Consider the following 19,470-nt stretch of genomic DNA (forward strand, 5'->3'; position numbering starts at 1 on the left):
TAAACGGAGACGAACGCAAGTGAACCTTTGATGAGGCGTTGTGAAGGCGAACCCGTTGTCAAAATCGACGACCTTACAATCGCTGAGAAAAGTCGGAAAGAAAACTGCTTAATGATCTGCAGTGTAGCAAGAGAAAAAGGTTGATTGGATAAACTTAATCACTGATGTAGGCATAAATCCTCATCAAATTAGTAATGGGTTTTATAGATCTCTCCTTGTTTTATCTGCAGTGGCTGCGAAGCCAATTCGACAGGTTGTTGAGTTGTGAGGTGGGCTGTAAGGGGGTCATCAGAATTTATTCTGTTAATTTCATCTCTAAGCACAGAGAATCCAAAACTGCAATAGACCTGTAATGCGGTGTAATATTTTTTCAAAAATATGCTAAAAATTAAAAATCTATGAAAAATTGATCTTTAAAATCGCTCTTATCGGCTGGCACCGAAACCTTCATTGCGCTTTAATAAAAAGGATAAATATTATCCATCAAGGAAACCAAGGATTGACATCATGAATCGATGCTTACTGGTTCTGCTATCGGTATTGTTCTGCGCAATTACCGCTAACGCAGATACATTGCTTTTACCTCCTGCTGAAAAACAACCTGCATCAGCCACGCTAGATGACCTCAACCTCCAGCTTAATTTCGCTCCACTTATCACGACAACTGCAGATGAAGCCACGGAGTTTCAAGGGTGCTGCAAGATCTGCTCGACGGGTAAAGCGTGTGGAAACAGCTGCATTTCTCGCTCTTATGCCTGCCATAAGCCAAGAGGATGTGCCTGTGATGGCTAACATTCCAATCTTCGAAACCTAATGTCTTAACGATATTCATTGGATGCTCTAATGATTCTGATCAAAAAAATAGGTCGGCTTAACACGCTATTGTTTTACGGATAATAAATTATGAAAAATAAACTGGTGCTTGGACCCATTCTGGGATTGGAAAGCGATTCCCTGTATACCGTAACCTTTGTTACAAACAGTTCAGTGGAAAAAGCGTGGGTAAAGTTTGGTGACGATAAAGTACCAGCTTCTTCATTGGGAGGCATCCGCTCTGGATCAGTATGGCGGGCCGAGTTGAAGATTGAGGCAGGAGCAGATTCGAAGAATATTTCATACAACGTCTTAACGGACGAAATTGAAGTAACGGACAGCAGTGGTAGATCGTGCTGGTCCTTTTATGTTCCGGGGAAAAGCGAAAAGCCCAAGATGGCTTACGTTTCCTGCAATGGATTCTCTGATTACAAACTCATGAATGCTACGGAGCAACCATACAGACTCTGGGAGCAGATGAAGAGTGAACATGCTGAAAGCGCTTTCTCACTTCTTTTGATGGGAGGGGATCAGGTCTACGCTGATTCAATTTGGACGCAGATCAACTCTCTCAAGCTCTGGAACGAGCTTCCGCGGGCAGAAAAAATAAAGCGCTCTGCAACCAAGGACATGCGTGCGCAGATCGACAAATTCTACAGCGAACTCTATGTGAGCCGCTGGAATAAAGAACCGCTAGCCACCATGCTCGCCTCCATTCCCTCGATTATGATGTGGGACGACCACGATATTTTTGACGGTTGGGGAAGCTATCCCGATGAGATGCAATCCTGCGAGGTTTACCAGGCCATCTTCGCAGCCGCCAAAAAGCACTACGAGTTACTTCAGGTCCGGGGACGCAATACCAGTTTGCTTGCCAAAGACAAAGAGAACCCAGAGCACTATTCCTCAGCGGTCACCTTTCGCGGCTACACCATCCTCTCGCTGGATAACCGTTCCGACCGACGCCTTACCGAGGTCATGAGTCAGGACCACTGGTTAGATATTACGGGTTTCCTGGAAAACAAATGCCCGAAAGGCGATCTGCTTGTACTCAGCGCGGTGCCTGTGGTTTACCGGGACTTTTCTTTCGCGGAAAGTGCGGTTGATGCGACCCCGTGGGAAGAGGCGCTTGAGGATGATCTCAAGGATCACTGGCGGGCCAAGGAGCATGAAGGAGAGCGTTTAAAACTGATCATGAACCTGCTGACAAACGCACACAAGCGAAAGGGAAAAACCGTGATGTTGTCAGGTGATGTTCACGTTGGTTGCCTGGGGATTATTCAGGACAAGCGAAAAGAACACCCCGTCAATATTCATCAGGTTGTGTCCTCAGGTATTGTCCATCCGGCACCAACTTATCTTGAGTGGCTCGGTATTCTTGCGATCACAAATGATGACCTGGAATACCTGGATGAGACCCGATCCATCACAGCGGACATGATCAAGCCTCATGGATCAAATAAGTACATTCGGGCGAGAAACTTTGTCACCTTGCTCGAAGGTACGGACAAAAAGCTCTGGGTGAACTGGGTGTGCGAAGGCAAAGACAAGCCCGCGTATCCCTTGCAGTCATCCGGCCGACAGCCTTAAACCCACAGGAACTTGTCATGGACATGAATCTACTTCCCGCCTTGGGCGACAATCGACCGGATCTGTTTGCATTGCAATGGGATGCGGTCTTTGAAGTCGCCGCCGCTATTGTTCTGCTGTCGATTATCGTTGAGCGATTTCTCGCCCCGGTGTTTGAGTCGGACTTCTACATCAATAAGCAAAGAGTATGGGATGCGCAGGGGAAGGGTAATTTCAAAGTGCCCATTGCCTTTGCGCTGTCTGTCGTCACCTGCTTGGCCACAGGTATCGATATCCTGGCTGTGATTGGCCAGGCCCCGTCACCGTCCTATTTCGGCACCATCATCTCAGCGGGTGTCGTGGCCGGTGGGAGCAAGGGGTCCATCAAGTTATTTCGGGACATTCTCGGTTTCAAAAGTTCGGCCTATCGGCAATATCAGGAAGACAAAGCTGTTGAGACGCAAGCAAAGCTAGCCAATCGTTCCCCTCAGACACCCGCAGCGGCCAACAGCTAACATGAAACGCAGAATTTACCTTTTACTCTTGGGTTGTCTCTTCAGTGTTGAACCCGCACTTGCTGACTATATTGATGCCAGACGCTCCATGCACCTGAAAGAGCAGCCGAGCGTCAACGGTATCAGCCTAACGAAAATCGAGGTCGGTGAGCGGGTAGAGGTGCTGGAGGGGAGCCGACAAACTAACGGCTATTATTACGTTGCCACCCAGGACGGTTATGAAGGCTATGTATACCGAACTGTTGGGCGGATCACGGTTACCGACGAGACCACCTTCGTCGAGGATACCGACCATAGCCCTCTCGCGATGGACATGGGGTGCGAAAAGCACCTGGTGTATGGAATGCCTCAGCCAGCAGACCAGGTGCTGTGTCGGGAAGGCTATGCGGCCGGGTATAGCTACACGTACAAAATACCGCTGTGGGTGACCTACCGGATTACTCGCGAGCAGATCCTGACGACCGGCAGTGATAGACAAGGCATCAGTTTCAGGCAGGACAAAACCATACCCAGCGACTTCCGTTCAAAAAACAGCGACTACCTCAACTCAGGCTACGACCGGGGGCATATGGCCCCGAACGCTTCAATGGATTTTAGTGTGAACGCCCAGTTGGAAAGTTTCCTCTTCAGCAACATTGCGCCGCAACTGCCCGATTTTAATCGGGACTCTCACGGAAGCACCGGGGTTTGGGGGCGGCTGGAGAAGTATGAGCGCCGCTGGATTGAGCAGCGCGGTGAGCTCGTCATTATCATGGGCGCTTTCCCTGGCGAGGAAGCCTTGACGATCGGTCAGGGTGTTGCTGTTCCCTCGCACTTCTATCGTGTCATTGTTGATCCCGCCACCCTGGAATCCATTGCATTCTGGATGCCGCAGGAGAAAAACACAGCGCATCAGATAACCCGCTATCTGGCATCGATCGATGAGATTGAACAACAGGCAAAAATCGATCTGCTGAGCAATATAACACCGGCCATACAAGACATTATTGAAGCGGAGAGACAGACAGCGCTTTGGTAGGACAATCGACAAACGTGATACACAAGGAGACGAATCATGCGGTTTATCCAGGTAACACTAACCCTCGCCCTCACTATGGGGTTGTTTGGGTGCACCAATCTCAAAGAGGTTCAGGACTTCGCGGGTCAGTCCGCCAAACTCTCGGGCTATACGGAGCTGACAACCCGCTTCCGGGATACCTACTACCGGGAACAACCCTATCTATCCTGTGAAGCAGATCGTATCGCGCAGGAAAACGACGCGCGCCGTAAAGCGGCCTACAAGGATCTGCTAACCGTTCACCAAAGCGTGACAGTTTACATGCAGACATTAGCCACACTGGCTGGAGACGATTCATTTGACCTATCACCGGGCATCGATTCACTGTCGTCGGGCATAAAAACCCACCCGGATCTGGGGATTGATAAGGCACAGGTGGATGCCATCTCGGGGCTAGCCAAAGTCATCTCAAAATGGGCAACCTCGTCCTACCAACAGCGTGCGGTACGGAATTTTATCCAGGAAGGAAATGAGCCTTTGCAAACGACATTGGCCGGTATGGAACGGTTGATCGATTATTACCAAAAAACCAATGACAATGAATGGAAAACCATTAAGGGACTTCTGGAGGTGGAGCTGTTATTTACCGATCAGCCCGAAAGTAAGCTACTCGCCACGCTTGCTCGTGCGCATACCCAGGACAAAGCTGCCGAATACCAACTGGCAAGTAAAAAGTACACGGAAGCCAAGAAGGGTGTCCAAACGATTGCGAAGGGACACCAGCTACTGGTTGACAACCTAGACAAACTTTCGAAGCAGGAAATCAAAGATTCTCTCCGTCAATTTTCAAAGGACGTCAGAGCAATCAACAATCACATCGAATCCATGTGATCCATGGACACTAAAAGGACATAACAGGAGACCATCATGGCCTTAGCAAACCGGGCTCAAATTGAAGCCATTGCCGCTGAATTGACCAAATGTGCTGATGTTGTGCATGAACGCATCATGCACGAGGTTAAACGAAAAAAAATAGGACTACACGAAGCGCAACTGATTTTTCAGGATGAAGTGATCCTGCGTCAAAAAGCCAATGGGCTGTATATTGATGCCGCCAATTGTGTGGTGGAGGGCTTGGCTGAAACACAAAAAAGCCTGCTGGCAACCATCGATACAGCCAAACAGAAACTTAAAAACATTAAAGATATCACCGCGTTCATTGACCTCACGGCGGATCTTATCGTGTTAGCTGCAGCCATCAATGCAGCAAAACCTTCCGCAATCCTCGCGGCGCTTAAAGAGGTTAAGGAAGACGTAGAAAACATGAAGAAAACTGCCTAACTGATATCTGGGGCGAGTAATATTATTGTGGGCCCTGATGGTGTAAAAAACGGTGAGGAATATGAGCCCCCGATTCTGTGGTGCTTTGTACGCGCTCTCGCTCATTCATGTAACGGTAATAAGATATGGCATGTGTTTCTGATCCCGCTATGGCTGACCTGTTTTTAGATCTTGCCAAAACCTATCACGGTTATGCTGACGGTTTATTTAAATTATTCATTACTGTTTTGTTTGGCTCCTTTGCATTTGCCTCAAGCTTTCCTATCAAGACGTCGAGCAAGCTGACTAAAATCGGTAAATTTCACGTTACATCGACCTCATTAGCGACAGCTTCTGTTCTCCTGTCTTTCTATGTGATTTGCTTTTGGTCTTTTCGGTCTGCAATCGTAAATGCACATTTGGCAGCCTCGCAGTTTCTTTCGTTTCATCAAAACTGCGAAGGTGTTGAAGTTCTGAACAAAATGCTTGGCTTTGAAAGCCTCAACAGGCTTTCGCTGATCTTGCCGCAGGTTGGGTTTTTATTAGGCAGTGCTATGGGAGTGCTGGTTTTTCTGTACCTAACAAATAATAGAAAAGAAGGTTAGGCTTTTTGTTATATACTCCTACCTCAGCCCCCGATTCACATTAACAGCGGATTAAATGCAGCTTCATGATTTGTAGTGTTGAAGCGCAGGTAGCACTTATCGCTCTTTACGTAGACCTGTGGTATTTGCGCTTGCCCATGAAAAAGCTAGTACTGTCTGATAGCTCTGATTTTAAATTTTCTTGCTGTTATTTAACTGTTAGCAATACAGAGGAAGTCAGAATATGCAACAAATACCCGGAAGTAGAACTAATCCAAACTTAGTTCTTTGTCTGTATTTTGCCCTTAAATCAATACCTATGTTTTTCTCTGGTATGTCTATTTATCTAGGTTATAAACTTTTCATCCTTGGTGTCACAGGGCAAGCAAGCTTGAGTGTCGAATCTAATACCGTAAGTGGGCAATTAATTAATGCTGCACCAGGTTTGTTTTTTTCTATTGGAGGTATAATTTGTCTGATTTTTTCTGTATTGAAAGGCGTCAAAATAGATTTTAACAACGGTCACGATCAGTTCTTATCGAATGCAGCTCCAACTGGACGCTATCGTGGAGGCTAAATTGCTAACAAGCAAAGGCAGCATCGCCTCTACAGAGGCTGGACCTCGCTACTCTCGGCCGCTGTTTTGTGCATTAAATTGAGGCATAATAGATGAACCTTTGCGAGTCAAACAAAGCAGTTTCCCTGGAAGTTAAGAACTTCATGCTGAATGTTCCAGATGTCAAGGAAGAATCAATTACTGACTATCTCGTTTGGAAATGGCGTGAATTGGATGCGAGGTTCAAATACATAAACGTCTCAACTTTTACTCGTCAAGAGGAAAATAAGACTGGGGTCGACTTTGAACTTGAATTATGGCTTGTCGGAAGGAAATTCCATTTTCCGTTAATTTTCCAAGCTAAGAAATTTGTCAAACAGAATAACTCTTATGTTACTAAGCTGAACTATCCCAAAAGCACGCAATCTCAGTTAAAAAAGCTATTGGCTCATGCAAAGGCCAATAAGAAACTTCCCTTCTATGTATTTTACAGCCTTCCTGATAAAAATACGCAAACTATGTGTGGCGCACACGAAATATCTGATACATCCATATTTATGGCTGACGCTCATACGGTAAAGAAGTTTGCTGATGGAGTGTATGGAAAGAGAGTCTCAAAAAACAAAATACTTAAGGAGTCCAATCCATTTCATTGCATTTTCTGTTGCCCACTAACTCAATCTGGCCATTACTTTGCGAGCTATTTTTCAGCACTAACTGAATCTGCCGAGCCTCACGATAACAAGATTTTGCCAAGCTACGTCAACATGCTTCTTAGCGGTCAAATTCTTGAGCTTGAAGAAAAAGAGACATTGGCAGTAATCAATCAAAACGAACTGTACACCTTTCGCGTTGTTGGTGCTTACGACATGCGGGGCTTTGAGGAAGAGCCCAACAAATCAATCAACCGGACTCGCTAGAGCGAGCCGACTATTTCAAACGTTATGCAATGAAGGAAAGTTTATGCCAACAATAGAAACATGCGGAAATGAAAGCAAAAGAACGACCTTTACATATAGCGGGGATGTAGAGAGTGGTGTGACGTTAGAGTTTGAAAGTGGAGATTTCCTGATTCCTTCTCATATTATTCAAAATGTCATCGATCACTTTCGCGGCCAATCTGTCAGGGGTGGCTTTTCAATGACTGAACCGACACCGGGAGGCGTTGGTGAATTCTTAGCTTCATTGAGCAATAACTTAACTCCACGACACGCATCATTCTTGTGTGCAGTTTTACAGCATCAAGGCCATGTGAGCTGCACTTTGAGCGGTAATGCAGTGGTGGTTCAGTTTAATGCATAAAAACTAATAAGCGAACCGCAGCGTCCGCACTATTTAACTGTTATGCACTTATTCGTTTTGTCGAGACTGTAGGAATATAAAATGGCTATATTTGCAATTGGTGCATATTACGATGAAGATGTTAGTGGTGACTTTATTTCCAATAATATCGCTGGACCCGGATGGGGATTGGAAGAAGCACCAGAGCTGCATCAATTTATTAGGTGTTTAAAAGTCGGTGATATTGTGTATATTAAGTCTGCATCCCCCTCTAGTTCTGACATTATTGTTAAGGGAATTGGAGTCATTGCAAATGACGAGGTCGTCACTACAGGAAATGTCGTTTCTGCTGGAAGAAATATAAAGTGGTTAGTTACACAAATGTTTCGAGTTCCGAAACCAACCGAAAAAAACAACGTTAGATTAAATACAATGTACGAAGAGTTTCATCCCTATGTGCAAGCAGAAATACTTAATAGAATATTTAATCTTGCGTAAAACAATATGCAGATCTACAGGGGCTTAGCTATTTAACTATTTAGCTTTACAGAGTAACCAAGAAGGTAAAGCATACGTGTTGCAACCTTACCATAACGAAGAAAGGGTGCGGTATTCCTACTTATAGAGTTGGAGATGGATATATATGTAAATTCTGTTTTTCTAACTACATCCGATGATATACAATTTTCTGGTTTCCGACAGTGACTATCTCATAGAAAAATTTTTGTAATCGAAGATGAACGCAATTTTTATTTTTGTGGTCATAGTGGGTGGTTCGCGCAGTGTGAAATGGAATCAATGTGTCATTATGGCGTGGGCTTAGGCAAAAAGGTACAATGGGATATGGGGCATGCTCCCTCTTTCTCGTCCAAATAGGCTAACTAGGCCATTAATTACGGTCCTACTGGCTGCTCGACGTTCATGGCGTCGCGGGGGCGGAAGTGGTTAAAACTATTAGAGTGATGTTTTCTCCATAAACGCAGGCTCAGGTGCCTGCGTTTGGTTACAGGCCGGCTATGATGAATAAAATAATGATGTGCCTACTGATTAGCGTAATCTAACCTCAATTACTCATCGTATTCAGGTTCATCGCAATAAATGACAGTCTTCGATGAATCATCTCTCCTTGCCATTAAAAATGGTTATAGCCAGCATCAGAAACATCCACCGCTTCGAAGCTCTCGCCAAACACAGCTTCAAGCCTAAGTCTTACTTCATTTATTGGTAAATCGAAAGTTACCGAATAATGCGACCAAGTCACTGGTAATATAATGTGCGAGACCGGCATTCCAAACAAAGAATCATTTACGGAATAAAAGGCAAGACTTTGTTCGATTTTATAAGGCCTAACTTTGGCTTCGCTGAAGTAGGGGTGTGAGGTAACTTCGCTGAATAGGTTATAGCTAACTTTTGGGAAGTCGCAGGTATTGAAATTCTGGAAAATATCCTCAAGGCTGTGGCGGGTGTTTTTCTTGACTGGCTGATTATAGGATTTTGTATCAGAAGTCCCTGTTTTCTCATAACTAATCTTGCATTCACGAGAGTTATATAAGGCGGAAAGAATTTCCATTTGCCCGCTATGCGTATGTTTATAAAGTTCAAGATCCTCCTGGAACCTCTGATTAAGTTGTATCCAAAAGTATGCTTCGTTGGTGTGGATGTCATCGAAATATAGTTCTGATTTTTGAAGCGCAATGCGCGCATTGACGTGGTCTTCCAAATAGGTGGCAGCTTTTGCGCATTTAAAGGAATGGTAAATTTTGTCTTGACGGGTGTCGCATCCAATAAGAGCCAATATCGCAACAACTGTAACAAATAGGTTTTTCATTAAATATCACGCTCCATGAAATATACGCTGATAATTGTTTAGTGGACTGCTAATAAACGGGGGAAGGTGTCTACTCCTTGTTTGATATCCATTTTATTGGCCGCTGGTGTTGTCAGGATGTAGAAGAAGTTTATTTATCCTCTGATTTTTGGAGCGACTCTTCATCGTCGTCTTCTTCGCTCTCTTCGAGCAAAGCGTTTAGTCCAGCCGAGAACGTTGAGGCAGCAATTAGCCTTATAATCCAGGAAACCACCGGAGAGTCAAAGAAGCGGGAAGTAAACAAAACTCCATAGTATTTATTATTGAACTCTGCCGCGAGACCATGCCCAATATAAAGAGATTTTTTGTCGCAATAAAATCATCCCATGCAATATACCAACCGCTCACGTAGAGCAATCCGCCAGCAACGACGAGCGCACCCAGGAAAGCAGCCAAACCGTTGTTATTTTCTGTTTGCACCATTTTTTCTCCCATGTTTATCGTTTTCATCGGTATGTTAATTTTTACTATTGGTCCACATTCAATGCAGGAGAATGTAGGAAGCGCAGGCCAACCTGTATAGAAGATGCCGGCCTGTGCTGTTGTGACATACTAGTTAGATGGGCTAAATGCTTAAGAGGGATAAAATAAAACACACTATCCAAACGATAAAGTATGCGTTATTTTGCTTCAGTATCTTAGCTCTTTGAAAAAGATATACCGGTACGAGCCATACCCAGCCTCTAAAAGCAGTAGTATTTATGCCTGCGTTTTTCAGCCTGCTTTCATCCCAGATTGACAGCGCTATATTAAGAATCACGGTGACATACCAGAACTCGGCGTTTTGCATGGCGTATTCTGCTAGATACTCGTTACCGGAATTCATGGCGAAGGCAACCATGTATTCAAGCACGAGCCCCAGGATTGGAGCGAAGGCCAGTATCCATACGACCGTGCTGTCGACTTTATCTCCCGTCAATGGTGGTGGGACCACTTTTTCCAGATGTGCGCGCAATTCAGTATTTTCAATGGCCATCCATTCTGGAAAGCCTTGGCGCCATACAGCGGTGCCGTAAGACAGTGATTGGCTGTTTATTAATTCGATAATTTTCTCCTCTGAAATACCTCCCATGCGTTGGCCGTTCTTTTCGTAGAACCAGGGTTTTGCTTCGGGTTGGATTGAGGGTTGTTCTTGTGTGTTCATACTGTACCTTTAAGACTATGGTGGGATTATTAGTATGTAGCAGGAGAGTTACTTTGTGGTTTTGTTTTAGGATTTTACATTTCTATTCAACGCCGGTAACTCCCTTTTTTCAAGCAGAAATGTCGGATTGGATCGAGGGCAATAACTTTGATTGTATACACAGTTATTTCTGTTGAAAGTCCTAATATTGTAAGATTTGTATTGAGGGAAAATTTAGTCGAAAGTAACGGTATAAATGTTTTTTTCCGTTGTTACTTCCACCTCACGTATATTGTCGAGATTGCAAGATGTTAGTGATTTAAGTATCTCACCATATTTTAGAGTTCTCCCAGTTTTCGCAGTTTTCGCTTTATCATAATTAACACAATTACCTCGATTAATAATAACTTCGTGTATGGTCGTTTCGTCAACAAGTGATTGGACATTTACTCGCGCTACTCTTACAGAATTATTTGGGACTTGGTAGTAATCTAAGATTACTTCAATTTCTGGTTCGTCGTTTACGGAACAGCCAATAACTAAAAGAGTTAATATGGTCACTAGAAAATGGCGATGGGAAAATGATTTCATAATACACTCCACTTGATAATAGCTAGATTTTAGGTGGCAAAGACAATAAATCATTCGATTTATCTGAATGCTCATTCACTTCGCTGACTGTTAATTAAAAAAAGTAATGTTGAATATACGGCTATCCCATGATCAAGAAAGCCAAACACAGATAAAAGGAATAAATTAAAAAATTGTAATACCTCTCATGAGATTCAATAGCTAACCGTGGCCTATATAACGGGATTTTCTGTTGCAATAAAATCGCTCCGTAAAAGCCACATACTAATAAAACAAAAAGCTTTGATTTTCGGATACCATAGTTTTTCTCTCCAAAATTGAGCATTAATTTTTCAAATTCACTTGAAACAGCCTATAGCAAACAGGTCGCTGCTTGATCCCGTTAGATATCCGCGCAAGGTCTATGGCGATTGGGTATAAAACACTTTTTGGCATGAATAGGACGTCTGATTAGGTGAGCTACCCCCTAGACCCTCCCTTTGGTAGAACAAAAAATAACCATTACTACATTTTGACCTTTATATAGGTCAAAATGTAGTTTATCAAGCGTGGAATGTCCATATTTTTCCCAACAAGCTCACTATATTTAATGGCTGTTGGTGATCTATGGATATTCTTGTCTGTTTTGGGAAAGCAGTTAAACTGCGGAGAGTTGAGGTGGATCTGACCCAAGAGGCTTTGGCTGACAAGGCGGGTCTGGCGAGATCATTTGTTTCGGGGATTGAACGGGGTGCTACAAAAGCTTCTATTGAGAGTGTATGGCGATTGGCTAATGCATTGGACTGTAGCCCCTCAGATCTATGGGTTGTTGCTGAACGGTTGTACTTCTCCTATAAGTAATTTGAAAATTCCACGAATCGTACTTACTGAGTATGTTGACGGGGTTTAGATTTTTATTGCTTGGGAAACGTTTTTCTGCCAGTCCTCGTCCCGTTTGTCATAGGTTACCGTCGTACTTACGTCACTGTGTCCAGCTAATTGTCTAACGGTATTTAGATCAATTCCCTTTTCAAGTAATTGGGTTATAAATGTTCTACGCAGATCGTGCGGCGTAAATTTCTCGACACCGGATAGTTGCTGTAGAATATACAATGTATAATTAAGTCCACTCGGTGATAATCTATTGCCAATAACTTCCCCGTTTTTAGTGATTTTGCAAAACAGCGGGCCGCTGACCTCACTCCGATATTCCCTCCATTTATTTAATGCATGTAATATTTCTTTCGCTAAATAAATTTGACGAGATTTCCTTCCCTTTCCCTCTCTTACGATTAATAAGCCATTTTTAAAATCAATATCGTATAAATTAAGTGCACAGATTTCTGAGCAACGTAGGCCGGCACCGATGCCAACGAGTAAAATCGCGTGATTACGTGTTCTCACGGCGGGGCAGTGGATGGTATTGCAAGCCCCAAGTAGCTTAGCAATTTCATCTTTTGATAGTCGTCTACCGGTTCTTACAGCATTTCCTTTCAGGGACTTTACCGAATTTATACGCAGCATAGTGTCTGCATCGATTTGACCTAGGTTGAATGCCGTTTTTGCTATACCTTTCAACCCTGCTAAAGCCAAGTTGACACTATTAACTGCATATCCAGCTTCGGTGAACACAGATCTAATAAGATGAACCTTTTCAAAAGTCAGCATGCTCCAATCGTGATGCTCAACCAATCCTTTGCTCCCAAGAATTGACGCAGACTGATGTAGTAAAGTTTTCATGGACTTTCTTCCAGTCGCTGCCAGGCTATTGAGGTAAATGGAATAGGCTGATTTGCTTTCAACTTTAAATTCTATCTTTGATAATTTGGTTTTTGCTGATTGTGTAGCCATAAGGACTCCTATCATGGTGGAAGGCTTTTGAGCAATGGTTGTTCGAGGCACTAATTAATGGGGGGACTGGGGTGCTATGGCAATCGAGGTTTAATACACATTAAACAGAGTAAAGTTGGAGCACTGGCTATGCGTCTATCAGCCCCCGCTCTGCGAAGCTGACGATGTGCGTACCGCCGACGACCAGATGATCAAGAGTCTGAATATCTACTATATCTAGTGCGTTCTTCAATCGAGCCGTGATCGCCCTATCGGCTTGGCTGGGCTCTGCTACACCGCTTGGATGGTTGTGAGTAAAGATGACGGCAGCGGCGTTGTAGTTGAGCGCAGTCTTAACGACTTCTCTCGGATAAACAGCTGCACCGTCGATGGTGCCGAGGAACAATATCTCGTAGCCGATTACGCTGTGTTGATTGTCCAGAAGGATCATCGCAAATAACTCTCGATGATCATCGGCAAATGTGACCCGCAAGAACTCTCTTGTCGCATCTGGACTAGTCAGGTAATTGCTGCGTTCGAAGCGTTTCTGGAGTATTCGCTCTGCCCAATAAAGAATTTGGGTGTCTGAAATTCCGGGTGTGATTTGGACCTCGTTAGATTCTGGTGTGAAGGGCGAGCAAATTTTCTCTACGGATCGTTTCATTGGTTTTTCTCCGTGCACAAGCAAAGGGCCTCCCATCATCAGATGGGAGGCCCTTTGCTAAATTTGTGGGTGAGTTTTTTAGATATAGTTGATGGGTGTGGAACTAAAGGAACAGCCGCATGAGCGACATTGGTGGTTATCAAGAATCTCTGTATCGATCACGGTGCCTATCGCAGCCCCAACGCCGTATCCGACCGCTATGCAGCGAACCAGTAGGGGCAATGCAGCGACGGGTCCGGTTATAACCGGACCGGCCATTACACTCAGCAGCGCTCCAACTCTCCAGCCGTAGACAATCCCTCCAACTGCACCAACTATTCCACCAATCCTGCGTCCTCGATTCAGGGTGCTAATGCACACCGATTCGCAACTCGGGCATTGTAAAATCATATTCACCTCGTTATTTATCTAGATGTCTACTTAGCTTCGTGACAGTGATATAGAGGTGAAATTTTCTGGATTTAGTTATTTTCCATAGATCAAGGTTGTGCTGCATTTTATGCTGATGCATTGCAGTCGACTGACGTTACGGTGGCAGCGTCCGTGAATAATTCACTGGTAAATTGCGAGCCTCGCTCACTGTTGAAGACGTCTGGTTTGCCTGAATGAGTACGCGCTTCTAGAAAACAATCCCTAAAACATGGCGTCCATGTTTGTTAAATAAGCGCCACGGTCACGTTTTGCGGCTATTCCAATCTATAATCGCCACCAGATACACAAGACCGCGCGGCAAGCGAATATATGTGTACAGCTTGCTCAATAGCTGATCAAGCCCTACGATGGTCACATATATGAACGTTGCGAGATAAGTGATAGGGGAGGTTTAAGATGGACAGATTTTTGAAGCGAGTGGTTCACCGAGAAGATGCAATAAAAGCCTGGTTCGGTGCTAAAGATATCGGGGCGATTCACTCCGCAATACAATCTTTGTTAGTGGCGCTTCCTGAAGATGAAATTTTTGAGGGGTTTGTATCTGGTTTTTCGCGGATGTTTGAATATTGTGGCAACAATCCGAGCGTGATCGCGGTGGATTTTTCTTGGTACTACGCTGGCAGGCCTACGGGTGAAGCTCTGGCCTACGGGTATGAGGAATTTAAAACAAAAGGGACCTTATCGAAGACAGATTTGGGGCCGAAAGATATACCGGGTGTTGAGATAAAGTCTGAGCCAGGAGACATGGCCGCCGAATATTTTGCGGCTATCCCTGTGCATAGGGCACTAAACGAGTGGACAAAGCTTAAGCCAGAAATTGATAAACTACTTGCAGATAATGAAAATTATGGTGATGCAATTTTACTTTTAGATGAAATTGTTAACCTTTGGAACTATAGAATCGCGGTAAATGCTGTAACCCACGCGGCACAGTCCTTGGGTGTCGCATCGTCCGCCCGACAAAGGCTAGCATGGGTCGTTATGACGCCTCATGAGCGAAATTCGGTAGCCATCTTCACGTTGAAACAGTAAATTAGCCTAACTGAACAATCAGTAGACATTACTAGGAGGTATATATGCAAGTCGGTGAGTCTATCGCCATACCGGTGCCGCACCAAGTAGGAATGAATGATGATTGTCCTTTTTGTCCTATCGAAAAGGGCAAGCAATACAAGACGTATAAAGGATCGGACAATAAATCAGAAACTCTTGAAAAGATAATGGAGAAGCCTGCCAATCTTAATCAGCATCAAGCGAACGCTTGGCCCCACGATGGAAAGGTACATTCTAGTCGAGAAGACATAGAGTCGCGATATAAACATCCCACTTACGGGTTCTATGAATTTCAAGCCCACCATCTAATTTCGGGAAAGCAGGCCTTACAAGGCCACAAAGTCGAACAATGGATCGATAAATCTCAGGGTAAAATTGAGGAAGATACTGGCTATACAGTTAACGGTTCTCTTAACGGTATATGGGCGCCGTCGTGGCCCAAGGAATTTCGTTCCGGAGCGTTTGAAGGGCAATGGACGACCGGGGAAGTCGATATACAAGAAGTTGCAGATCATGTAATGAAGGCGGCTAAATGTCAGTTCCATCTGGGGGCTCATAATATCGGTGATCCTCTTGATCCTGGTCAGACCAAGCACATGCGGTATGATAATTGGTTAAAGAAACAGCTTACTCAGATTAATTTGAGAATGTGGGGATGGTCACGAAAGTGTCCGTTATGCAGTGAAAATGGTGAGCGAAAAAAACCACCATTCCAGCCGAACGAAAAGATAAACAAAGCACTAAATAAACTTTCATACCACGCTCAAGAGCAGCTGACAGCGCCTAGGAAAATGTGGTTTATATTCTTGTCCCGATTAGCATTAAATTATCATGCTCAGGTCTGTGATCACCCCATTCCTGGTAGAAAGGCAGACAGCAAATAGAGGGTGATGCTATGTACTTTTGGATACGCGAAGATTGGCGGCGCAGTGATACGGTCATAGGTACTCCTGATATTGGTGATGACGAAATCGATTTTTTGTTGGGTGTTCCGATTCTTAAGAATTTCAAAATGCCTGTAGAGTTCGAAACAACCTATCAATCAGGTGATAGTCCCCACCAATATTTTGATTATGGTACCTGTATTCCTGCTGTGGGCGAGATGTTTTTGAAGGCGTTGCAGAAGGCCGGAGTGGACAATTTTCAAGCTTTTCCCGCGATCTTAAAGAACTTCGCTGAGGGGAGTGTATGGGAAAATTATTATGCTCTAAATGTGATCGGTATGGTAAATGCTACAGATCTTGATAACTCACACTACGATGAAATCATGGGGGGGAATGACGAGGGCATGCCGGCGCTAGGATCATTTACAGTGCTGGCGCTGAAAGAGGAAAAGCTTCATTCTTTTGATATGTTTCGCGAGCCCATAGGTGGCAATCTTATTTTTTCGGAGCGGTTGTGGAATGTGCTGGATGTATTTTCACCGCCCGGAGGATACGGAATTATTGCGCATGAAGTGATACTTACTTAGTCTCTTGAATGAGAATTCACTAGACGATTAATTTACACACAGCGCTGCACGTTGTCCGTTGTCGGACGCGCAATATACTAAGCTCGTATGTCGGCTGGCGGTAGCCAGCGCAATCAAGGTGCTGGCAGTCGCAGCACCTAAATCGCCAAAATTTTCAGCGGGGTGCTGGTGGTTAACATTATCTGCTAGGTGGCTGTTGTTTCTTGTCAGCGCCACGCCAAACTCCTTGTTGTTTATGCTTTCACCATTATGGCTGGAGTAGATTGTCTGGATATTGTGATTGCGATTCTTGATGGCAACTGCGAATGCTGCCGATAAGGCTTCACCTAAATAAGGTTCTTCACTATACATATGGCCTGGCTCCATAGCGAAACCCGGCTTGTATATCCTCGCCTTTTCTGGACTGTTTTGTTCATTTGCTGAAAGTAGTAAAAAACTCGCACCTTCCCCTGGAATGAATGCATCGTTTGCTCCTTCAACCATCACTCGGTCTTGTGCATTCAAATAACCTAGCACTTTTAGATCTAAATATGAGTCGACACCGCCTATGATCGCGTAATTGGCGCCGGTTGATTCCAAATACCTAAAAGCTAATTCCACCGCATAGATTCCAGCCGACCTTCCGTACGCAATGATTCTGCTGCTGGTTAAATCAATATTGGCACCTGTCTGAACTGCTAGATAGTTAATGAACTTGGCCGTCATCGTTGTTGGGCAATTGGGTAGACTTTCTGGACCTGCTAGGAAAATGGGTATTGGGGCGTTTGCATGTAGGCCCGCTAACGCTTCTGCCAACGCAACTTCGGATAAGCGAAGCATTCTGCGTTGCTTGTGGTGAAGAGGGAGTTTGAGTAGCTCATCATGGAGGGGGGGAATAGCATCATTCGGAACCAATGCCATGCGATATGGTGTTGAAGTACGACCATAAATGTCCACGTCACCATACGCGCTGATACCAGCGTTAACTGCGGCTATAGTCATTCTCGTATTGCCCCCAAGGGGACAGATTATCCCTGAACTGACTATCTCTAGCGATGAAAGTTTAGACATGTATTGAAAGTTCCTAGCGTTAGCCAACCATTGTTAGAGACGGGACTACGGAGTCTAAACACCTTGCTTATGCCTTCTGTGCACCACTGAATGGCTTAAATTTGTTGCCTGACAGAGCATACCTTAGATTGGACGCTGGATTTAAGAGCCCACTATAGATGATCAAGCTGAGGCGGCAAGATAAATTGAGGTGTCAGTGCTTATGGCACGTCTCGTAAAGACACAGCAGCAGGGGTGAGCAAAGAATAGCAAAAACTGGGAAGTCTATAGGCGGATTTGAGCCGTACAGCATCAGTCAACGCGCTTTGGTTAACTTTAAACAAAGCGTGAATTTTATCCATTATAAACGTAAAAAGTTCATGCAATACAGATAGATAACTCAACTTTTTCCCAAAAAATGGACTTACAGATGGTCACTATTTTGGGAAATAGTTTAGACCGCAACGTATTGATTTTTTAGGCTTTCACCCAAGAACCAATGGACAAAAATTGAGTTTTGTTTAAAGTGAACCATATTATGGCGACCATTTGGTCGCCATAATTTATTCACATAAAGCTTAAGACCTTCCCTTTTTTAGTCGCTCGATTTCCTCCAGCAATCTCGGAATGTCCTGCCGAGCATGCGCAATAAAATCATAGTCTGCAACAGTAGCTCCTGTCAGCTCTATACTTTCACCACGATCATCAACGATCGAAGTCATGATGAAATCTGAGCCACTGGTATGGTCCCTTCCTTCAATGTAGGACTTCCAGGGTCCTGGTGTTGCCGCATCACATCGACGTTTGATTTCTTCAATTTCTCTTTCAGTCAAAGGCATTACTTTATCTCTTGTGTGGATTTTTTTTCGTTGGAGTCATCAAGTCCTGAGCCTGCTGAGGAGTGATACCCTTCATTGTTGCATGATACGGATTGTTCCTTGTGGGCGATGGCACAACGTCTCCACCCGCCCTTCGAACATCCCCAACTGTAGTGACCCCAACCTGCGGATGAGGAATCCCGACAGTTAAATCCTCCAATGTCCGCCCTGAAGCACTATTAACTGATACGCCATCAAGTTTACCTGCGGCGTCGGTTTTTACGCCTGATCCACTGGCAAATCTATCGGCTGTACATGTTCCACCACGGCAAACCAGCGCGTTGTCTGGAAGCCTATCTTGAATCTTGTCGGCATTCCTTGCTAACTTAAATGCATCACCCACTAAGGGTGGCGAAACCCCGGACACAAGCGCATCAATATTGCTGGATTGTAACTCCCGTAACCTGTCACCACCTGCATAATACATTGCCCAGTCATTCGTCGCTAATCCGACGAATACTTGTCCCATCGCATACATGGACTGCCCAAAGGCAGGGACTGTTTCAAATAAAAATTCTTTGGGTGACTCGCCGTTTGGATCGTCGTAGCGATAGGGGTTGTTATTCCCGTAAGCATAAAGGTTAAAACTTTGGATGTTCCCTTCATGGAAGCTGACAGGGTCCATCGCCAGCATGCGTCCGAGCTCAGGGCTGTACCACCGGGCTTGTAAATCAGATAACCTAGTATCTGAATCGCGCGACGCCCCGGTAAAGCCTCTGGGATCACCGGATGGGCTGGGAATGGGTACTCCCCAAGCATCATAAGCTTGATCCCATAATAAATTTCCGGAGTCGTCTGTGGCGGCAATCGGTGATCCTGCCGCATCGTTGTGATAGAAGGTGATCTGCTCAACAGCGCTCGCTGACGTCGCAAACATCAGCAGACATGTGATTACAATGAAGTGTAGCGTTTTCATTT

23 protein-coding genes are annotated in these 19,470 nt (G+C 44.6%); 14 read left to right on the forward strand and 9 right to left on the reverse strand.

What is annotated here, in order from left to right; all coding sequences use genetic code 11:
- Nucleotides 1–903: 903 nt before the first annotated feature.
- The 10 genes from CBR65_RS00725 (at nt 904) to CBR65_RS00760 (ending at nt 8,133) form a co-directional block, all read left to right on the forward strand.
- On the forward strand, nt 904–2,403 hold the full coding sequence (locus CBR65_RS00725; protein WP_087465082.1) for an alkaline phosphatase D family protein: 1,500 nt from the start codon (nt 904–906) through the stop codon (nt 2,401–2,403).
- Nucleotides 2,404–2,420: 17 nt separating this feature from the next.
- Nucleotides 2,421–2,897, forward strand: coding sequence for a hypothetical protein (locus CBR65_RS00730; protein ID WP_087465083.1), 477 nt, complete (start codon nt 2,421–2,423; stop codon nt 2,895–2,897).
- A 1-nt stretch (nt 2,898) separates the two neighbouring features.
- On the forward strand, nt 2,899–3,915 hold the full coding sequence (locus tag CBR65_RS00735; protein WP_087465084.1) for a DNA/RNA non-specific endonuclease: 1,017 nt from the start codon (nt 2,899–2,901) through the stop codon (nt 3,913–3,915).
- A gap of 36 nt (nt 3,916–3,951) precedes the next feature.
- Nucleotides 3,952–4,785: a hypothetical protein gene (locus CBR65_RS00740; RefSeq protein ID WP_087465085.1), complete on the forward strand. Its 834-nt coding sequence runs from the start codon at nt 3,952–3,954 to the stop codon at nt 4,783–4,785.
- Nucleotides 4,786–4,821: 36 nt separating this feature from the next.
- Nucleotides 4,822–5,235: a hypothetical protein gene (locus CBR65_RS00745; protein ID WP_087465086.1), complete on the forward strand. Its 414-nt coding sequence runs from the start codon at nt 4,822–4,824 to the stop codon at nt 5,233–5,235.
- Nucleotides 5,236–5,360: 125 nt separating this feature from the next.
- On the forward strand, nt 5,361–5,819 hold the full coding sequence (locus CBR65_RS00750) for a hypothetical protein (protein WP_087465087.1): 459 nt from the start codon (nt 5,361–5,363) through the stop codon (nt 5,817–5,819).
- Between the two features lie 223 nt (nt 5,820–6,042).
- A complete protein-coding gene (locus CBR65_RS21955) occupies nt 6,043–6,375 on the forward strand; it encodes a hypothetical protein (RefSeq protein WP_157671932.1) in 333 nt (110 codons plus the stop codon).
- 92 nt (nt 6,376–6,467) lie between these two features.
- Nucleotides 6,468–7,274, forward strand: a complete 807-nt coding sequence (locus CBR65_RS00755) for a DUF6615 family protein (protein ID WP_087465088.1) — start codon at nt 6,468–6,470, stop codon at nt 7,272–7,274.
- Between the two features lie 43 nt (nt 7,275–7,317).
- Nucleotides 7,318–7,656 (forward strand): hypothetical protein, encoded by a 339-nt coding sequence (locus CBR65_RS21960; protein ID WP_157671933.1) that lies wholly within the window; start codon nt 7,318–7,320, stop codon nt 7,654–7,656.
- 81 nt (nt 7,657–7,737) lie between these two features.
- Entirely contained in the window at nt 7,738–8,133 is a 396-nt protein-coding gene (locus CBR65_RS00760; protein ID WP_087465089.1) for a hypothetical protein, read from the forward strand.
- Nucleotides 8,134–8,767: 634 nt separating this feature from the next.
- Here the strand turns inward: CBR65_RS00760 and CBR65_RS00765 are convergent.
- From CBR65_RS00765 to CBR65_RS00780, 4 genes are all read right to left on the reverse strand, one after another.
- Entirely contained in the window at nt 8,768–9,463 is a 696-nt protein-coding gene (locus CBR65_RS00765) for a hypothetical protein (protein ID WP_087465090.1), read from the reverse strand.
- Between the two features lie 234 nt (nt 9,464–9,697).
- Nucleotides 9,698–9,925 carry a hypothetical protein gene (locus CBR65_RS00770; RefSeq protein ID WP_232461294.1) on the reverse strand — a complete coding sequence of 76 codons (228 nt, stop codon included), beginning with the start codon at nt 9,923–9,925 and terminating at the stop codon, nt 9,698–9,700.
- A gap of 142 nt (nt 9,926–10,067) precedes the next feature.
- Nucleotides 10,068–10,646, reverse strand: coding sequence for a DUF4339 domain-containing protein (locus tag CBR65_RS00775; RefSeq protein ID WP_087465092.1), 579 nt, complete (start codon nt 10,644–10,646; stop codon nt 10,068–10,070).
- A 213-nt stretch (nt 10,647–10,859) separates the two neighbouring features.
- Nucleotides 10,860–11,216: a hypothetical protein gene (locus CBR65_RS00780; RefSeq protein ID WP_087465093.1), complete on the reverse strand. Its 357-nt coding sequence runs from the start codon at nt 11,214–11,216 to the stop codon at nt 10,860–10,862.
- Between the two features lie 606 nt (nt 11,217–11,822).
- Between CBR65_RS00780 and CBR65_RS22665 the strand changes: the two genes are divergently transcribed.
- Nucleotides 11,823–12,056, forward strand: coding sequence for a helix-turn-helix domain-containing protein (locus tag CBR65_RS22665; protein ID WP_087465094.1), 234 nt, complete (start codon nt 11,823–11,825; stop codon nt 12,054–12,056).
- Nucleotides 12,057–12,101: 45 nt separating this feature from the next.
- On the opposite strand, the gene CBR65_RS00790 is transcribed toward CBR65_RS22665, so the two are convergent.
- Together CBR65_RS00790 and radC are read right to left on the reverse strand one after the other, a co-directional pair.
- Complete coding sequence (locus CBR65_RS00790; RefSeq protein ID WP_157671934.1) at nt 12,102–13,046, reverse strand: site-specific integrase; 945 nt, start codon at nt 13,044–13,046, stop codon at nt 12,102–12,104.
- A gap of 127 nt (nt 13,047–13,173) precedes the next feature.
- Nucleotides 13,174–13,689: a DNA repair protein RadC gene (gene radC, locus CBR65_RS00795; protein ID WP_198300846.1), complete on the reverse strand. Its 516-nt coding sequence runs from the start codon at nt 13,687–13,689 to the stop codon at nt 13,174–13,176.
- An 828-nt stretch (nt 13,690–14,517) separates the two neighbouring features.
- On the opposite strand from radC, the gene CBR65_RS00800 reads away from it, so the two are divergent.
- From CBR65_RS00800 to CBR65_RS00810, 3 genes are read left to right on the forward strand one after another with little or no spacing between them, the layout of a single operon-like run.
- Entirely contained in the window at nt 14,518–15,153 is a 636-nt protein-coding gene (locus CBR65_RS00800; protein ID WP_087465097.1) for a hypothetical protein, read from the forward strand.
- A 44-nt stretch (nt 15,154–15,197) separates the two neighbouring features.
- A complete protein-coding gene (locus CBR65_RS00805) occupies nt 15,198–16,058 on the forward strand; it encodes an AHH domain-containing protein (protein ID WP_087465098.1) in 861 nt (286 codons plus the stop codon).
- Between the two features lie 11 nt (nt 16,059–16,069).
- On the forward strand, nt 16,070–16,645 hold the full coding sequence (locus CBR65_RS00810; RefSeq protein ID WP_087465099.1) for an imm11 family protein: 576 nt from the start codon (nt 16,070–16,072) through the stop codon (nt 16,643–16,645).
- 27 nt (nt 16,646–16,672) lie between these two features.
- Here the strand turns inward: CBR65_RS00810 and CBR65_RS00815 are convergent, their stop codons facing one another.
- From CBR65_RS00815 to CBR65_RS00825, 3 genes are all read right to left on the reverse strand, one after another.
- Nucleotides 16,673–17,626 carry a hypothetical protein gene (locus CBR65_RS00815; RefSeq protein ID WP_157671935.1) on the reverse strand — a complete coding sequence of 318 codons (954 nt, stop codon included), beginning with the start codon at nt 17,624–17,626 and terminating at the stop codon, nt 16,673–16,675.
- Between the two features lie 626 nt (nt 17,627–18,252).
- Nucleotides 18,253–18,513, reverse strand: a complete 261-nt coding sequence (locus CBR65_RS00820) for a hypothetical protein (RefSeq protein ID WP_087465101.1) — start codon at nt 18,511–18,513, stop codon at nt 18,253–18,255.
- 4 nt (nt 18,514–18,517) lie between these two features.
- Nucleotides 18,518–19,468, reverse strand: a complete 951-nt coding sequence (locus CBR65_RS00825; protein ID WP_087465102.1) for an RHS repeat domain-containing protein — start codon at nt 19,466–19,468, stop codon at nt 18,518–18,520.
- Nucleotides 19,469–19,470 lie beyond the last annotated feature (2 nt).

The organism is Cellvibrio sp. PSBB006 (genome assembly GCF_002162135.1).
Taxonomy (GTDB): Bacteria; Pseudomonadota; Gammaproteobacteria; order Pseudomonadales; family Cellvibrionaceae; genus Cellvibrio.

Excerpts from the sequence above, each read along its gene's own strand:
- CBR65_RS00725 (WP_087465082.1), top strand. The coding sequence starts at position 904 with ATGAAAAATAAACTGGTGCTTGGACCCATTCTGGGATTGGAAAGCGAT.
- CBR65_RS00730 (WP_087465083.1), top strand. The coding sequence starts at position 2,421 with ATGGACATGAATCTACTTCCCGCCTTGGGCGACAATCGACCGGATCTG.
- CBR65_RS00735 (WP_087465084.1), top strand. The coding sequence starts at position 2,899 with ATGAAACGCAGAATTTACCTTTTACTCTTGGGTTGTCTCTTCAGTGTT.
- CBR65_RS00740 (WP_087465085.1), top strand. The coding sequence starts at position 3,952 with ATGCGGTTTATCCAGGTAACACTAACCCTCGCCCTCACTATGGGGTTG.
- CBR65_RS00745 (WP_087465086.1), top strand. The coding sequence starts at position 4,822 with ATGGCCTTAGCAAACCGGGCTCAAATTGAAGCCATTGCCGCTGAATTG.
- CBR65_RS00750 (WP_087465087.1), top strand. The coding sequence starts at position 5,361 with ATGGCATGTGTTTCTGATCCCGCTATGGCTGACCTGTTTTTAGATCTT.
- CBR65_RS21955 (WP_157671932.1), top strand. The coding sequence starts at position 6,043 with ATGCAACAAATACCCGGAAGTAGAACTAATCCAAACTTAGTTCTTTGT.
- CBR65_RS00755 (WP_087465088.1), top strand. The coding sequence starts at position 6,468 with ATGAACCTTTGCGAGTCAAACAAAGCAGTTTCCCTGGAAGTTAAGAAC.
- CBR65_RS21960 (WP_157671933.1), top strand. The coding sequence starts at position 7,318 with ATGCCAACAATAGAAACATGCGGAAATGAAAGCAAAAGAACGACCTTT.
- CBR65_RS00760 (WP_087465089.1), top strand. The coding sequence starts at position 7,738 with ATGGCTATATTTGCAATTGGTGCATATTACGATGAAGATGTTAGTGGT.
- CBR65_RS00765 (WP_087465090.1), bottom strand. The coding sequence starts at position 9,463 with ATGAAAAACCTATTTGTTACAGTTGTTGCGATATTGGCTCTTATTGGA.
- CBR65_RS00770 (WP_232461294.1), bottom strand. The coding sequence starts at position 9,925 with ATGGTGCAAACAGAAAATAACAACGGTTTGGCTGCTTTCCTGGGTGCG.
- CBR65_RS00775 (WP_087465092.1), bottom strand. The coding sequence starts at position 10,646 with ATGAACACACAAGAACAACCCTCAATCCAACCCGAAGCAAAACCCTGG.
- CBR65_RS00780 (WP_087465093.1), bottom strand. The coding sequence starts at position 11,216 with ATGAAATCATTTTCCCATCGCCATTTTCTAGTGACCATATTAACTCTT.
- CBR65_RS22665 (WP_087465094.1), top strand. The coding sequence starts at position 11,823 with ATGGATATTCTTGTCTGTTTTGGGAAAGCAGTTAAACTGCGGAGAGTT.
- CBR65_RS00790 (WP_157671934.1), bottom strand. The coding sequence starts at position 13,046 with ATGGCTACACAATCAGCAAAAACCAAATTATCAAAGATAGAATTTAAA.
- radC (WP_198300846.1), bottom strand. The coding sequence starts at position 13,689 with ATGAAACGATCCGTAGAGAAAATTTGCTCGCCCTTCACACCAGAATCT.
- CBR65_RS00800 (WP_087465097.1), top strand. The coding sequence starts at position 14,518 with ATGGACAGATTTTTGAAGCGAGTGGTTCACCGAGAAGATGCAATAAAA.
- CBR65_RS00805 (WP_087465098.1), top strand. The coding sequence starts at position 15,198 with ATGCAAGTCGGTGAGTCTATCGCCATACCGGTGCCGCACCAAGTAGGA.
- CBR65_RS00810 (WP_087465099.1), top strand. The coding sequence starts at position 16,070 with ATGTACTTTTGGATACGCGAAGATTGGCGGCGCAGTGATACGGTCATA.
- CBR65_RS00815 (WP_157671935.1), bottom strand. The coding sequence starts at position 17,626 with ATGACTATAGCCGCAGTTAACGCTGGTATCAGCGCGTATGGTGACGTG.
- CBR65_RS00820 (WP_087465101.1), bottom strand. The coding sequence starts at position 18,513 with ATGCCTTTGACTGAAAGAGAAATTGAAGAAATCAAACGTCGATGTGAT.
- CBR65_RS00825 (WP_087465102.1), bottom strand. The coding sequence starts at position 19,468 with ATGAAAACGCTACACTTCATTGTAATCACATGTCTGCTGATGTTTGCG.